The 16230-nt window shown below is 35.4% G+C and carries 16 protein-coding genes; 7 read left to right on the top strand and 9 right to left on the bottom strand.

Going from position 1 to position 16230, the window contains the following annotated elements; genetic code table 11:
- Nucleotides 1-123: 123 nt before the first annotated feature.
- The 7 genes from LU301_RS09960 (at nt 124) to lysS (ending at nt 6708) form a co-directional block, all read left to right on the top strand.
- Nucleotides 124-1848 carry an acetolactate synthase 3 large subunit gene (locus tag LU301_RS09960; RefSeq protein WP_305270393.1) on the top strand — a complete coding sequence of 575 codons (1725 nt, stop codon included), beginning with the start codon at nt 124-126 and terminating at the stop codon, nt 1846-1848.
- On the top strand, nt 1848-2339 hold the full coding sequence (ilvN, locus tag LU301_RS09955; protein ID WP_305270391.1) for an acetolactate synthase small subunit: 492 nt from the start codon (nt 1848-1850) through the stop codon (nt 2337-2339). Before LU301_RS09960 ends, ilvN begins: the two co-directional genes overlap by 1 nt.
- Before the next feature lie 67 nt (nt 2340-2406).
- On the top strand, nt 2407-3423 hold the full coding sequence (gene ilvC, locus LU301_RS09950; RefSeq protein ID WP_305270389.1) for a ketol-acid reductoisomerase: 1017 nt from the start codon (nt 2407-2409) through the stop codon (nt 3421-3423).
- Between the two features lie 463 nt (nt 3424-3886).
- Nucleotides 3887-4363, top strand: coding sequence for a hypothetical protein (locus tag LU301_RS09945; RefSeq protein WP_305270387.1), 477 nt, complete (start codon nt 3887-3889; stop codon nt 4361-4363).
- Between the two features lie 144 nt (nt 4364-4507).
- A complete protein-coding gene (locus LU301_RS09940) occupies nt 4508-4786 on the top strand; it encodes a hypothetical protein (protein WP_305270385.1) in 279 nt (92 codons plus the stop codon).
- Nucleotides 4770-5165: a type II toxin-antitoxin system VapC family toxin gene (locus tag LU301_RS09935; RefSeq protein WP_305270383.1), complete on the top strand. Its 396-nt coding sequence runs from the start codon at nt 4770-4772 to the stop codon at nt 5163-5165. The genes LU301_RS09940 and LU301_RS09935 overlap by 17 nt, the downstream gene beginning before the upstream one ends.
- Before the next feature lie 31 nt (nt 5166-5196).
- Complete coding sequence (gene lysS, locus LU301_RS09930) at nt 5197-6708, top strand: lysine--tRNA ligase (protein WP_305270381.1); 1512 nt, start codon at nt 5197-5199, stop codon at nt 6706-6708.
- 469 nt (nt 6709-7177) lie between these two features.
- On the opposite strand, the gene LU301_RS09925 is transcribed toward lysS, so the two are convergent.
- The 9 genes from LU301_RS09925 to LU301_RS09885 form a co-directional block, all read right to left on the bottom strand.
- Nucleotides 7178-7816: an MlaC/ttg2D family ABC transporter substrate-binding protein gene (locus tag LU301_RS09925; protein WP_305270379.1), complete on the bottom strand. Its 639-nt coding sequence runs from the start codon at nt 7814-7816 to the stop codon at nt 7178-7180.
- Between the two features lie 64 nt (nt 7817-7880).
- Nucleotides 7881-8561 (bottom strand): outer membrane lipid asymmetry maintenance protein MlaD, encoded by a 681-nt coding sequence (mlaD, locus tag LU301_RS09920; protein ID WP_305270377.1) that lies wholly within the window; start codon nt 8559-8561, stop codon nt 7881-7883.
- The gene (gene mlaE, locus LU301_RS09915; protein ID WP_305274057.1) at nt 8558-9340 is read right to left on the bottom strand and encodes a lipid asymmetry maintenance ABC transporter permease subunit MlaE; all 783 of its coding nucleotides are present in this window, start codon (nt 9338-9340) and stop codon (nt 8558-8560) included. Before mlaE ends, mlaD begins: the two co-directional genes overlap by 4 nt.
- Complete coding sequence (locus LU301_RS09910; RefSeq protein ID WP_305270375.1) at nt 9340-10143, bottom strand: ABC transporter ATP-binding protein; 804 nt, start codon at nt 10141-10143, stop codon at nt 9340-9342. The genes mlaE and LU301_RS09910 overlap by 1 nt, the downstream gene beginning before the upstream one ends.
- 147 nt (nt 10144-10290) lie before the next feature.
- Complete coding sequence (gene bioD / locus LU301_RS09905) at nt 10291-10920, bottom strand: dethiobiotin synthase (RefSeq protein WP_305274055.1); 630 nt, start codon at nt 10918-10920, stop codon at nt 10291-10293.
- Between the two features lie 13 nt (nt 10921-10933).
- The gene (bioC, locus tag LU301_RS09900; RefSeq protein ID WP_305270373.1) at nt 10934-11704 is read right to left on the bottom strand and encodes a malonyl-ACP O-methyltransferase BioC; all 771 of its coding nucleotides are present in this window, start codon (nt 11702-11704) and stop codon (nt 10934-10936) included.
- A 5-nt stretch (nt 11705-11709) separates the two neighbouring features.
- Nucleotides 11710-12903, bottom strand: coding sequence for an aminotransferase class I/II-fold pyridoxal phosphate-dependent enzyme (locus LU301_RS09895; protein ID WP_305270370.1), 1194 nt, complete (start codon nt 12901-12903; stop codon nt 11710-11712).
- A complete protein-coding gene (gene bioA, locus LU301_RS09890) occupies nt 12900-14180 on the bottom strand; it encodes an adenosylmethionine--8-amino-7-oxononanoate transaminase (protein WP_305274053.1) in 1281 nt (426 codons plus the stop codon). Before bioA ends, LU301_RS09895 begins: the two co-directional genes overlap by 4 nt.
- Nucleotides 14181-14336: 156 nt before the next feature.
- Nucleotides 14337-16160, bottom strand: a complete 1824-nt coding sequence (locus LU301_RS09885) for an acyl-CoA dehydrogenase C-terminal domain-containing protein (RefSeq protein WP_305270368.1) — start codon at nt 16158-16160, stop codon at nt 14337-14339.
- Nucleotides 16161-16230 lie beyond the last annotated feature (70 nt).

Raw genomic sequence — 16230 nt, 5'->3', positions numbered from 1 at the left:
AACAAATTACGCTATAATATCAAATTGCATACATATCTAATTTTTAATACATAACTTTGTTGTGTCATTTTTTATTGCTCATTATGTTAATTTTTAATGAGTGCAATTATAGGGTGAATTATTGTGGAACTTTTATCTGGCGGTGAAATGCTCGTTCGTGCCTTAGCGGACGAAGGTGTAGAACACGTTTTTGGTTATCCTGGTGGTGCAGTTTTGCATATTTATGATGCAATTTTCCAACAGGATAAAGTTGAGCATTATTTAGTGCGTCATGAGCAAGCAGCAGGTCATATGGCAGATGCTTATTCTCGTGTAACAGGTAAAACTGGTGTTGTTCTAGTAACATCAGGGCCGGGTGCAACTAACACCGTTACGCCAATCGCAACAGCTTATACTGATTCTATTCCAATGGTGATTATTTCTGGTCAAGTGCCAAGTCATTTGATTGGGGAAGATGCATTCCAAGAAACGGATATGGTAGGGATTTCTCGCCCAATTGTTAAACATAGTTTCCAAGTACGCCATGCAAGTGAAATTCCTACCATTATTAAAAAGGCATTTTATATTGCATCAAGTGGTCGTCCCGGTCCTGTAGTAATTGATATTCCTAAAGATGCGACTGACCCAACAAAAAAATTTCCTTATGAATATCCAGCATCTGTGAAGATGCGTTCTTATCAACCACCTTCTCGTGGACATTCAGGACAAATTCGTAAAGCAATTGATGAATTAATTACTGCAAAAAAACCTGTGATTTATGCAGGAGGGGGTGTGGTACAAGGTAATGCATCAGAATATCTAACTGAATTAGCACATATTTTGGGTTATCCTGTTACTAATACCTTAATGGGTTTAGGGTGTTTCCCTGGAAATGACCCACAATTTATTGGTATGTTGGGGATGCATGGTACTTATGAAGCCAATATGGCAATGCACCATGCAGATGTAATTTTAGCGGTTGGTGCACGTTTTGATGACCGTGTAACCAATAATCCTGCAAAATTCTGTCCAAATGCGAAAGTCATTCATATTGATATTGACCCTGCAAGTATTTCTAAAACCATTATGGCTCATATTCCAATCGTGGGTGCGGTGGATTTAGTATTACAAGAAATGTTGGCTCAAATTAAGCAACGTGAAATTTCTAAGCCAAATGCTGATGCCGTTGCAAGTTGGTGGGAAAAAATTGATGAATGGCGTAAAGTTCATGGTTTACGTTATCAAACTCCAAATGATAACACTATGAAACCACAACAAGTGGTTGAAGCTTTGTATAAAGTAACTAATGGTGAAGCGATTATTACCTCCGATGTAGGGCAACATCAAATGTTTGCTGCCTTATACTATAAATATCAACGTCCACGCCAATGGCTGAATTCTGGTGGTTTAGGTACCATGGGTGTAGGCTTACCGTATGCAATGGCGGCTAAATTAGCATTCCCAAATCAACAAGTAGTATGTATTACGGGTGAAGCTTCAATTCAGATGTGTATTCAAGAATTATCAACCTGTAAACAATATGGCTTAAATGTTAAAATCTTGTGCTTAAATAACCGTGCTTTAGGTATGGTAAAACAATGGCAAGATATGAATTATGAAGGTCGTCATTCGAGTTCTTATGTTGATTCATTGCCTGACTTTACTAAATTAATGGAAGCTTACGGTCATGCAGGTATTACGATTGAACATGCTGATGAATTAGAAAGCAAATTACAACAAGCGATGGCAATTAATGATCGATGTGTGTTTATCAATGTCATGGTAGATCGTTCAGAACACGTTTATCCAATGCAAGTTGCTGGACAATCGATGCGTGATATGTGGTTAGCAAAAGGGGAGCGTACATAATGCGACATATTATTTCTGTATTGATGGAAAATGAATCGGGTGCGTTATCTCGTGTTGTCGGTTTGTTTAGCCAACGTGGTTATAATATTGAAACCCTAAACGTTGCTCCAACTGAAGATGAAACTTTATCTCGCTTAACATTAACGACCTATGGCGATGACCATAAAATCGAACAAATTACTAAACAACTCAATAAGTTAGTGGAAGTTGTGAAAGTGGTTGATTTGTCTGATGGTGCACATATTGAACGTGAATTGATGTTGATTAAAGTACGTGCATCAGGTGTAGCTCGTGATGAAGTAAAACGTACAGCTGATATTTTCCGTGGTCAAATCGTTGATGTAACACCAAATACTTATACTATTCAATTAGCAGGTACAACTGAAAAGATTGATGGTTTTATTCAAGCCTTAGCTGAAAATACCATTTTAGAAGTGGTGCGTTCAGGTGTGTCTGGTATTGCACGTGGCGAAAAAGTTTTAACTGTATAAATTTTAAATCTAAGATGGTAATTTTATTGAAAGTACTATCTTAAAACGCATTATTTGGAGTGTCAAAATGCAAATTTTTTATGATAAAGATTGTGATTTATCAATCATTCAAAGCAAAAAAGTAGCAATTATTGGCTACGGCTCACAAGGTCATGCTCATGCATTAAACTTAAAAGACAGTGGTGTTGATGTAACCGTTGGTTTACGTGCTGATTCTACTTCTTGGAAAAAAGCTGAGAATGCTGGTTTAAAAGTTGCTGAAGTACCAGAAGCGGTTAAACAAGCTGACTTAGTGATGATTTTAACGCCAGATGAATTCCAATCTCAACTTTATCGTGATGTGATTGAACCAAATATCAAGCAAGGTGCAACTTTAGCATTTGCTCATGGTTTCTCTGTACTTTATAACCAAGTTGTACCACGTAAAGATTTAGATGTAATCATGGTTGCACCAAAGGCACCGGGTCATACAGTTCGTTCAGAATTCCAACGTGGTTCAGGTGTGCCTGACTTAATTGCTGTACATCAAGATGCAACTGGTAATGCACGTAATGTAGCACTTTCTTATGCTTCTGGTGTAGGTGGTGGTCGTACTGGTATTATTGAAACTTCATTCCGTGAAGAAACTGAAACTGACTTATTCGGTGAGCAAGCAGTACTTTGTGGTGGTGCGGTTGAATTGGTGAAAATGGGCTTTGAAACTTTAGTTGAAGCTGGTTATTCTCCAGAAATGGCGTACTTCGAATGCTTACACGAATTAAAATTAATCGTTGATTTAATGTTCGAAGGTGGTATCGCTGATATGAACTATTCAGTATCTAACAATGCTGAATATGGTGAATATGTAACAGGTCCTGAAGTAATCAATGAGCAATCTCGTGAAGCAATGCGTAATGCGTTAAAACGTATTCAATCTGGTGAATATGCGAAGATGTTTATCCAAGAAGGTGCGTTGAATTATCCGTCAATGACTGCTCGTCGCCGTCAAAATGCAGCTCATGGTATTGAGGTTACTGGTGCTAAATTGCGTGCAATGATGCCATGGATTAAAGCAAACAAAATCATTGATAAAGAGAAAAACTAATCTTTATTGAAGTAATGGGTGCTAAATTGAGTGCCTCACAAAAAGCAAAGATACTTAATTTTTGCTTTTTGTTCGTACCATGGATTAAAGCAAACAAAATCATTGATAAAGAGAAGAACTAATCTTTATTGAAGTAATTGGTGCTAAGTTGAGTGCCTCACAAAAAAGCAAAGATACTTAATCTTTGCTTTTTTGTTCGTACCTTGGATTACAGCAAACAAAATTATTGATAAAGAGAACAGAGTAATCGCACTATAAAAAATATCTATATGATTTTATTAAATATTTTCAGCATTCTAATGTTGTTTATAAAAAATAAATTTTAACTAAATCAATCAGTTATCTATATAGTGTGATTGCCCTGTAAAGAGAAGAACTAATCTTTACGATAGAGTGTAGCTTTTAGTAAAATAGGGGAGATAATTAAGTTTATCTTCCTTTTTTGGTATTTAAAATTGAGTATATGCAAGTAAAAATTCAGGATAAATATTCTCCTAAAAATCATTTTACACAAGATGAAGAATATCATTTACTGACTATAGAAGATGATTATGTTAGAGTTGTGGATAATACTTTGGATAATTATTTAAAATCAATCAGCGATTATTCTCATATTAATTTACAAGATTGTCCCAATAATTTGTTTGATAATGAACCTTATTTTTGGGATAGATTGCATGATGGGGATCATCAATCTTCTTTAATTTATGCTGATAAGTATATGGCATATTTATTTCATTACTTAAACATAGATGTTGCTAATATTTTATACCAAAATTATTTAAAAACTTTACAAGGAGAATTGGGCTTAATTTGCTATTGGCAAAAACAATGGTTAAAATATGTATTTAATGTCAATGTTGCCCAAGAATTAAGAAAATTTAATGAGAAACAATGGATTACTATTATCAATCATCATGTAAACTCTATAAAAATATGATAGATGGTGTAAATGTATCTAATTCATTGATAGATATAAAAACTAGTCTGTTCGATATTTGAAATAATTCATCATTTTCGCTATGTATTTTGTAAGTAAATCGGCTATACTATTGACTTCACTCAATTAATATAGGTGAATAAGATGGAACAGATAGTGATTGTTGAACAAACTAAAGCTGATATAATGGCAATTATTGAACAGGTTAGAGCTGAAAGAAAATCAGTTATTTTAACAGATGTAAATAAATTGCCAATTAAAATTTCTGTTTTAGAAAATGAACCTGATAGTAAAAAAGGTAAACGATCAGGGGGATTTTTAGTGGGTACAAATAATACTTCTGCCCCTGTTGATTTTGACAGAATAAATGAAGATGAAATATTTGCTTTGTTTTCTGGGGAATATGATGAATATTCTCGTTGATACACAAATTTTGATTTGGCATGGTAAAAATGAATTGCAAAAAATGGCACCAAAAGCAATACCAATCATTCAAAATTTCAATTATCATCTTTATTTTAGTTCTGTGAGTCTGTGGGAAGTTTCTATTAAGTCATCTTTAAATAAACCTGAATTTGATGTTAATCCAGAAGATTTATTTAATGGTTTAATTTATGATGGTTTTAAACAACTTTATATCCAAAATCAACATTTATTTGAAATAAAAAACTTACCCCAAATGCCTAAGCATAAAGACCCATTTGATAGATTATTAATCTCTCAAGCTAAATCAGAAAATTTTTATTTTTTAACGGTTGATGAAAAAATTTTAGAATATCCTTATGATTTTATCATCAAATAATTTTGTATTTATTTTTAATTAAGGCTTATTTATGTCAAACCAACCTGAAAATCAAATCAGCGAAAATGATTTAATCGCCCAACGCCATTCCAAATTAAAAGAATTGGAACAAAAGGCAAAAGCGAATGGCAAAACCGCTTATCCAAATACCTTTAAGCGTGAAGATTACGCCGCCGATTTACAAGCCAAATTTGAAGGCGTGGATAAAGAAACCATTGAGAATGGCGAAAAAGTCTATGCCAAAGTCGCAGGGCGGGTAATGCTCAATCGTGGCTCGTTTATTGTCATTCAAGATATGACAGGTCGTATTCAGCTTTATGTGGATAGAAAAGGGCTTGATGCGGATACTCTGGAACTGATTAAATCACTAGATTTGGGCGATATTATCGCAGGGAGTGGTTATATTGGTCGTTCTGGTAAAGGCGATTTATACATTCATTTAGAACAATTTGAATTATTGACCAAATCGTTACGCCCATTGCCTGATAAATTTCACGGTTTAACCGATACTGAAGTCAAATACCGCCAACGCTATTTGGATTTAATGGTCAATGAAGACACTCGCAAAACTTTTGAAATTCGCTCCAAAGTTGTTGCTGGTATTCGTGCATTTTTGACCAATGAGCGTTATATGGAAGTAGAAACGCCAATGATGCATATTATCCCTGGGGGTGCGTCAGCAAAACCGTTTATTACTCATCATAATGCTTTGGATATGGATTTGTATTTACGCATTGCCCCAGAGCTGTATTTAAAACGCCTTGTTGTCGGCGGTTTTGAGCGAGTATTTGAAATTAACCGTAATTTTAGAAATGAAGGCGTTTCCACTCGCCATAATCCTGAATTTACCATGATTGAATTTTATCAAGCATACGCTGATTATAAAGATTTAATGGCATTGACCGAAAATATGCTTGAAAAATTGGCAATGGATATTTTGGGAACAACCGATGTGCCTTATGGCGAAGAAGTATTTAGCTTTAAAGCCCCATTTGCCAAAATTCCAATGAGTGAAGCGATTTTAAAATATAATCCAAATCTAACTTTGGATAACATCAATGACCGTGAATTTTTGGCGGAATTTGTTAAAAATACCTTAAAAGAAGAAGTCAAACCATCGTTTGGTTTGGGTAAATTACAAACGATTGTTTTTGAAGAAACGGTAGAAACAAAGTTAAGACAGCCGACTTTTATTACCGAATACCCAGCCGAAACATCGCCCCTTGCTCGCCGTAATGATGACAATGCTCATATTACCGACCGTTTTGAGATGTTTATTGGTGGGCGTGAAATTGCTAATGGGTTTAGTGAGCTTAATGACCCCATTGACCAAGCCGAGCGTTTTAAACAGCAAGTTGCCGAAAAAGAGGCAGGCGATGATGAGGCAATGCATTATGATGCCGATTTTATTGAGGCGTTGGAATATGGTTTACCGCCAACCGCAGGCGAAGGGATTGGTATTGACCGCCTTGTGATGTTATTTGCCAATGCTCCAAGCATTCGTGATGTGATTTTATTCCCACATATGCGTCATAAAGTATAATATTATTTTATGGAAGATATTTTCTATCTCATTATAAAAGTGTTAAAAATCATTTTTAGATTTGTGATAGAAATTATCTTTCAATGCATATTTGAGTGGAGTGGTTTGTGGAAAAATGCTATCGTCATTATCCTAAAACCACAATATTTTTCAATTCTCTTTTTGATTTTATTGATTACTATAGTCAATTCAATTCAAAATTGAACAGTAGGGGCGAATGATATTCGCCCAAGCAATTGATTTTACAAAGGGTTTATGTAATAAACCCCTACATGTATTGTATTATTCTGATATAAATCAACTATATTTTGATTTATATTTTTTAGCTGTTTCATGGAAGAAATCATTAAAATTCTGTTACTTATTTTAAAAGCATTAGGCTATGCTCTACAGGCAATCGCAGATTTTTTCTATAAAAGCATAGGGCGAAAATATTCCGCCCTAACTATCTAAAAGCTCAGTTGTGAACTTACTTTTTCTTCGCTTTCTCTAAATCAGGATTAAAGTTAGTAATGGCTTTATCGATATTATTACCATTTTTTGTTACCGTATCAGCGAATTGACTGCGTAAAGTAAAACCGATATTCACGCCTTCTACATCAATATTACGGATTTTCCATTGATTATTTTTTTCAATCAACTGGAATGCAACTGGAATTTTTTGACCTTGATGTAAAAAGTCAATCATCACCACAGGATAGGTTTTATTCGCTGCATTTTCTTTATATGGACGCATGGTATAGCTATTATTTGCATATTTTGCCAATTCCGCACCATAGTTATTAATTAACTTATCTTTGAAACTGCGTTCAAATTGTGCACGTTGTGCTGCTGTACTATAAGTATTACTTGCATAATTACCCATCACTAAACGTGCAAAACCTTGAGTATCTACATGTGGTTCAATGTTTTGTTGTACAATTTGACGCACTAAAGCTGGGTTATTTTTAAGTTTTGGTGCATCAGTTTTAAGACGTGTTGTGAGTTGGTCAGCAACACGTTTAACAAAGGCATTTGGTGCTTCAGCAGGAGCAGCAAAAGCGGTTGTAGTCATGGTAAAACTTGCGATTACTGCAACTGTCATCGCTGTTTTTTGCATTAAGTTCATAATAAACCTCTAAATATTAATTTTTGGTTGATTGTTAATTATACACTGGATATGATAACAATCATTACTCTTCAAAACTTGGTACATCATCTTGGCTAGATGTTTTACTATCGCTATTTTTGGCTTTAGTATCATCACCGCCTAATTTACTTGCACCACCATTGGTAATGAATTTGTTAATTAAATCTTCCAATTCAACAGAACCTTGCTTATTGATAAACTCACCGCCACGTTTTAAGTAACGATAATGTCCACCTGGAGTAATACGTAAATATTTCTCGCCCAATAAGCCGTTGGTTGAGATGATAATATACGCGTCTTCATCGATGTTTGTGATGGAGGTCATGTTATTTAATAGTTGCGTTTCCATTTCTTTTTGTTGCTCTGCTGTTGCACTTTCATATTCAGAACTGTAACGCAAATCTTCAATGGCACTGGCTTTTACCTGTTCTAACTGCTTGTTATTAAACGATGTCAAAGAACCATCTAAGGTCATATAGACCGTTGCTAAACGGGTTACAGGGTCAAGTTGAATATCCGTTACACGTCCAACAGTTACACCACTTAAAGTTACTTTGGCACGTTTTTTGAGACCATTGACATTATGGAATGTTGCGGTCATTTGATAAGGGTCTTTGACATTTGTACCAATTAAACCACTCACTTTCATTGCTAAGAAAAATAGTGCAGCACCAAACAAAATAATAAAAATGCCGACTGCAAACTCACTACCACGTTTATTCATGATAAACCTCCAAACATCACTGCAGTTAATACAAAATCAGAACCTAAAACACACAGCGATGAATATACAACCGTACGGGTTGTAGCTGTTGCGATACCTTCTGATGTCGGTTCACAAGCATAGCCTTGATATACTGCAATCCAAGTACAAATTAAAGCAAAAACAATACTTTTGATAATCGTGCCATTAAAAACATCTTTAGCGAATTGTACATTATTGTGCATTCCGCCCCAGTAAGCTCCTTCATCGACACCTAAAAAATCAACACCAACCCATTTACCGCCTAAAATACCAATGGAAGCAAAAATAACGGTTAGCATGGGTAAACTTACAATACCTGCCCATAAACGTGGCGATACGATACGTTTTAATGGATCAACCCCGATCATTTCCATACTGGAGAGTTGCTCAGTTGCTTTCATTAAGCCAATTTCTGCAGTAAGTGCTGAACCTGCACGTCCTGCAAATAATAAAGCGGCAACCACAGGTGCTAATTCACGCAATAGGGTTAATGAAACCATTGTACCGAGCATGGCTTCACTCCCTACATTGACTAAAATGGAATAGCCTTGTAAGCCCAAAACCAAGCCAATAAATAAGCCAGATACGCTAATAATAAGTAGGGATAATACGCCTACACGGTACATTTGATAGACAAATAATTTTACGCCTAGCCATGTTGGCATAGAGAAAATAATTTGCATTAACATCACACTTGCCATACCAATACCGCTAATACGGTCAATTACAGCCCGTCCAAGATTGGCTACCCAATTCATCATACAGTTCCTCCTGTTACATCAAATTGATAAGCGACAGGACCTTCTGCTGAACCAGTAATGAATTGTTGTACAAAAGCTGATGGATGCTGACGTAATTCATCAGGTGTGCCTTCGCCTTGTACCTTACCTTCTGCGATAATATAAATATAATCAGCAATCGATAAAGTTTCACTGACATCATGCGACACAATGATGGTAGTTAAATCTAAGGCTTCACGCAAGGAACGAATTAAACGAATTAATACACCCATGACAATAGGGTCTTGTCCTGCAAATGGCTCATCATACATAATTAGTTCTGGATTGAGTGCAATGGCTCGTGCTAATGCAACACGGCGATTCATACCACCAGAGAGCTGACTTGGCATAAGTTGTTCTGCACCACGCAAGCCGACTGACTCTAATTTTTCAGCAACGATTTGTTTGATTTCCATTTCTGATTTTTTGGTATGAGCACGAATAGGGAATGCCACATTTTCATAAACTGACATATCGGTGAATAATGCTCCACTTTGAAACAGCATACCCATTTTAGCTCGAGCTTCAAATAATTGTTTGCGAGACATTTGAGCAATATTTTGTCCATCAAGTAGAATTTCTCCACTATCAGGTTTAAGTTGTCCACCAATTAAACGTAATAAGGTTGTTTTACCTGTACCTGATGGACCCATAATGGCGGTAATTTGACCACGTCGGATTTGTAAATCCACTCCATTATAGATAATTCGCTGACCACGTTTAAAATGGAGATTTTTAACATCAATCAGTACATCGTTGGGCGGATTTGTCTGATGGTTCATTCAGCATTTCCTCTATTTTTTAGCGTGCATACTATAACATTTTTTAGCATAATTTTTGTGATATTTTTTACATTTTTTAGGTGTAAAATGTATGTAGATTTTGAATATGACCATAAATTGCTTTAAAATCGATGATTGATACCATCATTAAAATTCCCACCATTGTGCCCTTGGGCAATGCTGCTTTAAATAGGATTTCAAAAAGTTTTGTGTATCATTGGCAATCAATTTGTCTTGATGATCATCAAAATGATTGTAAGCAACCGCATATAAAGTTAAACCTTGCTTTAAAATGGCATTGATGCTCAAAATGGTGTGATTGATACTGCCAAGCCGTCCAGAAGTAACCAAAATAACTGGATATTGGCGTATTTTAATATAATCTATCAAAAACAATTCATTATTGATGGGTACAAATAACCCACCTGCACCCTCAATCAACACAATATCAAACATCTTTTCTAATTGACAAGTTGTTTGATAAATATTATCTAAATCAATCACTTTATTATCAATGCGACTTGCCAAATGTGGTGAGCAAGGATAACTTAACACACACGGCATGGTTAAGCCAGTTTTATCGCAGTCTAATAAATCAATGCCCATCATTTGACGATGGGTCAAAACATCATCAGCGTATTGATGACAGCCTGTTTGAATAAGTTTTTGAGTAATGACAGATTGCCCATTTTCATATAAAGTTTTTGCCAATTTTCCTGTAAAATAAGTCTTGCCAATATCGGTATCAATGCCTGTAATAAAATAACTGCCTTGCATTGTATGATAATCATCAAATTTCATTGTGGTTTGCCTTTTTTGCTAAGATAATTACGCTATGATAAGTTAAAGGATAAACAATTTTATTTTGATGAAGTGTTTTAAATTTTTGATAATCATCGTTAAATTGTTTTAATTTTTGTTTATTCCACATAAAACCATCACGATTTGCAGTAACGCCTGTATATTTTAAATGTTTTAAAATGTCATAAGGCTCATCAAAATAATAGTCCTCGTACCGCTCCTTAATATCGATAATATTAAAACCGCAATTTAAAAAAACAGCTTTTAATTCATCAAAACCATAATAATCCAATCCTTGTCCAGTTAATTGTTTTATTTGCCATAAATTATCACTTAAAAAACTGCTTAACAATACATAACCATCATCTGTTAAAGATTGGTGCATTTTGGTTAATAAATCCTCTAATGGATAAATCCATTGTATGGCTGAACTGGATAATATTAAATCAAAATAATGGTGATTTAAACCAATTCTTTGAATATCGCCAATCAGATAATTGATGTTTTGATGACAAAAATTTTGTTGAATGTCGTACAAATCATTTAAATACAAATTTTGGGCTTGGTATTGACCAAGAAACCGATTTGTTAAAAATCCCGTCCCACAACCAATTTCTAATACATTTTGATATGTCTTAGGTAAATGATATTTATCCATCAATGCCATTAAATCATTGACAATTTTTCTTTGAATATAAGCGTGATGATGATAATGTTTATGATTTTTTTGAAATCGCTGACGGATTAATTCAACATTCACGCTGTTTATTCCTTATCATTTTGCTTTAACTGCTCTAATTGATACAGTAACTTTGTCAATTCATCATCAGTCATATTGGCATTTAAACAAATACGCAGTCTTGCCTGATTTTTGGCAACTGTTGGGTGGCGAACTGCCATAATATAATGACCTGATTGTTGTAATTGTTGAGCATAAGATAACGCTTTTTCGTTTGCTCCCAATATCACAGGCACAATATGGCTTGATGATGGGCAAGTGTAGTCCAGAGCTTTGATTTTATTAATTAAGGTATTGGATAAATAATCCAATCTTTCTCTTTTTATTTGAATGGCTTTATCATTGATAATTTTATTTAAAATAAAAGAAGTCCACGCCATATTGATAGGTGGCAAGGCGGTACTAAATATGAGTGGTCGCATAAAGTTAATCAAATAGTGTTTGATGATTTTATCACAAATAATATAGCCGCCCACTGATGCACACGCCTTACCAAATGTCCCCACCAAAAAATCAATGTTATTCATCACATTATATTGTTCAGCACAGCCTAAACCACGCTCGCCACGCACACCCATAGCGTGAGCATCATCAACATAGAGTAATACTTTATCAAATTGATGTTTAAAATCAACCAATTTTTTTAAATCGGTTTCATCACCGTCCATACTAAAAATGCTTTCAGTAACGATAACAATTTTATTATAAGTATCATCATCTTGATATTTATGTAATAAACTTTCTAATTGCACTAAATCTTGATGGGGATAACGAACCAATTTTGCTTTTGATAATAAAATGCCATCAATGATACTGGCGTGAATGAGTTTATCCGCCAAAATTAAAGTTTTATCATCACAAATCGCAGGTAATATGCCCAAATTCATATGATAACCGCTATTAAATAATAACGCAGGTCGCCCAAAATAGCTGTCTAATTCTGATTCTAATTGCTGATAAATGGCAAAATTACCTGTTAAAAGCCGTGATGATGACGAACTCATTAAATGATTGGAATATGTGTCAAAAAATTCTTGTTTTAATAAGTCATCGCTTGCCAAACCCAGATAATCATTGCTGGCAAGATTGAGCATTGTTTTCCCGTTTTTAATCATATATTTGCCATTGTGAATGATGGAATGAAATTCACGAAAATTATTATTTGCCTTTAATTCATCTAACTTTTGGGCATAATGTTCCAAATACTTATTTTTGCTCATAAATATTCCTTATTTTTAATCAGCTCTTTGACTTGTGTTAATAAATAAATCAACTCATCATCACCAATAATATAAGGTGGCATTAAATACACCAATTTGCCAAAAGGTCTTATCCAAATACCTCGTTTAATACATTGTTCTTGAATGGCTCTCATATTAACATTAACTGTCAATTCAATCACACAAATCGCCCCCAAAATACGAATATCGGCAATATTATCCGCCTTAAAGTTTTTTAATTGATTTTGGCAAATTTGTTCAATTCGTTTGATATTTGCTTGCCAATCTTGGCTTAATAACAGCTCTATACTTTTTTTGGCAACGGCACAAGCCAAAGGATTTGCCATAAAAGTAGGGCCGTGCATAAAGACACCGCCATTATCACTAATACCATAAGCCACTTTTTGATTGGTTAAAACAGCAGACAAAGTCATATAACCGCCTGTTAAGGCTTTGCCAAGACATAGAATATCAGGCTCTATATTGGCATATTCACAAGCAAATAATTTTCCTGTTCGTCCAAATCCTGTAGCAATTTCATCAAAAATCAATAAAATATCATAATCATCACATAACTTTTTTAATGCTTGTAAATAGCGTGGGTGATAAAACCGCATTCCCCCAGCCCCTTGTACAATCGGTTCAATAATAAAAGCACAAATGCTGTCGTGATGGTTTTTAAATAATTCTGCTACAGGCAAAATATCACCATCAGACCATTTACCGTCAAAAGGGCTTATTGGTGCAGGTACAAAAAATCTTTTGGGTAAACTTACGCCAAATAAATGGTGCATTCCTGTATCGGGGTCGCAGACACTCATTGCATTAAAGGTGTCGCCGTGATATCCAGAACGAGTGGTGGCAATGTTATTTTTATTCGGTTTGCCTTGTGTATAATAATATTGCATTGCCATTTTTAAGGCGACTTCTACAGCAACCGAACCGCTATCGGCATAAAAAATGTGTTTTAAACTTGGCGGGCAAATGGATAATAATAATTTACCCAATTCAATCGCAGGCTCGTGTGTTAATCCGCCAAACATCATATGCGACATTTGATTTAATTGCTCGCCAATTGCCTGATTTAAAACGGGGTGATTGTAGCCGTGAATGGCACACCACCAAGATGACATACCATCAATCAATTTTGTGCCATCATCTAAATAAATACAGCACCCTTTTGCTTTAGAAACCTTTAAAGCAGGAATGGGCGATTTCATAGAAGTATAGGGGTGCCAGAGATGGGCGGTGTCAAAATCGTCTAAAAGTGCGTGCATATGCAATTTAAAAATCATCATTATGTGTGCGTTATTATAATGAATTTTGCTATGAGAATGTATGGCAAAAATGATGATTGATGATATAATTCTAAAAAAGAAAACCGTTGTGATAAGACAACGGCTTTCCTACGTTAAGAAATATTACAGTTATCATTAATAATCAAAACTGAAATGTTCTTCTGCTAAAGACAATAACACTTTAGGTGGAGAAATACACGCATCAGCATGTGCTTGTGTGCGTGGCAATAAACGCTCAAAATAGAAATGAGCCAATTTAATTTTTGCCTTATAGAATTCTGGTGTTTCTGCACCATCGCCTTGTTCAAGTTTTTGCGATGCAACGACCGCTTGTTGAGCCCAGAAGTAAGCCATCATCACATAGCCAGAGAACATTAAATAATCAACTGCAGCACTTGCGACAATCTCACGGTCTTTACGAGCCATCATCACGATACGAGCGGTTAAAATGCCCCATTGTGTACATAATTTACTCAAATCCCAAGAGAAACGGCGTAAATATTTATTGGTTGCGTGTTGTCCTGCAAATTTTAAAATTTCAGCAGTATAATTTGCTACCACTTTACCACGAGATGATAATAACACTTTACGTCCTAAGAAGTCTAAACCTTGTACGCCTGTGGTGCCTTCATAAAGTGTAGAGATACGGGCATCACGTACGATTTGTTCCATGCCCCATTCTTTGATATAGCCATGACCACCAAATACTTGTACGCCGTGATTCGCTGCTTCAAAACCCAATTCGGTTAAGAATGCTTTTAAAATTGGTGTATAGAAACCCAGTTCATTATCAGCTTCTTCATAAGCTTGTTGATTGCCTTGACGTAAAGCATCAGTCATTTTATCGGCAAGTTTAGCTGCATGATAAATCATGGCACGACCACCTTCCGCAATTGCTTTTTGTGTCATGAGCATACGGCGAACATCAGCATGATGGATAATGGTATCTGCCACTTTTTCAGGTTGTTTTGCACCAGACATGGCACGCATTGACATACGTTCTTTGGCATACGCTAATGCACCTTGAAATGATAATTCAGCATGGCATACACCTTGAATAGCTGTACCAATACGAGCAGTATTCATAAAGGTAAACATTGCTTGTAAACCTTTATTCTTTTCGCCAATTAAGTAACCTGTTGCACCATCAAAATTGAGTACGGCTGTTGCTGAAGCACGAATCCCCATTTTATGTTCAATTGAACCACACTCTACACCATTACGTTCGCCTAAACTACCATCAGCATTAATCATAAATTTTGGCACGATAAATAATGAAATGCCTTTAGTTCCTGCAGGTGCATCAGGTAAACGTGCTAATACGATGTGAATAATATTTTCGGTTAAATCATGTTCGCCTGCAGAAATAAAGATTTTTGTACCTGTGATTTTATAAGTACCGTCTGCTTGTGGTTCAGCTTTACTTTTCACTTGAGCTAAATCTGTACCGCATTGTGGCTCGGTCAAGCACATTGTTCCAGACCAAGTTCCCGCCACTAAATTTGGCATATAGGTTTGTTTTTGAGCATCTGTTCCGTATTGCATGATGGTATTCATACAGCCAATACTTAAGCCGGGGTACATTTGAAATGACCAATTGGCTGTACCAATCATTTCTGATTTAATCAGGTTAAGTGACATGGGTAAGTTTTGACCGCCAAATTCTTCTGGGTAAGATAAGCCTTGCCAACCACCCATCACCAATTGGTCATAAGCATCTTTAAAACCTGCAGGGGTTTTGACTTCGCCATTGTTAAAATGGCAACCCTCTTCATCACCTGTTTGATTTAAAGGAGAAAGAACAGTTTCACAAAATTCAGCAGCACCATCTAAAATCATATCAATGGTATCTTTATCAACTAAATTACCATTGGATAATGTAGTGTAGTGAGTTGGGTAATCCAAAACTTCATTCATTAAGAAACGCATATCACGCAAAGGAGCTTTATAGGCTGGCATAATGGTCAATCTCCATCAAATATAGGGTAAATTATAACTTATATACTATTATGCCTGACAGATATTTTTT

Source organism: Moraxella sp. ZY210820, assembly GCF_030674635.1.
Taxonomy (GTDB): domain Bacteria; phylum Pseudomonadota; class Gammaproteobacteria; order Pseudomonadales; family Moraxellaceae; genus Acinetobacter.
Note: the sequence above shows the minus strand (reverse complement) of the source record. Positions and strands in the feature narration are given on the sequence as shown.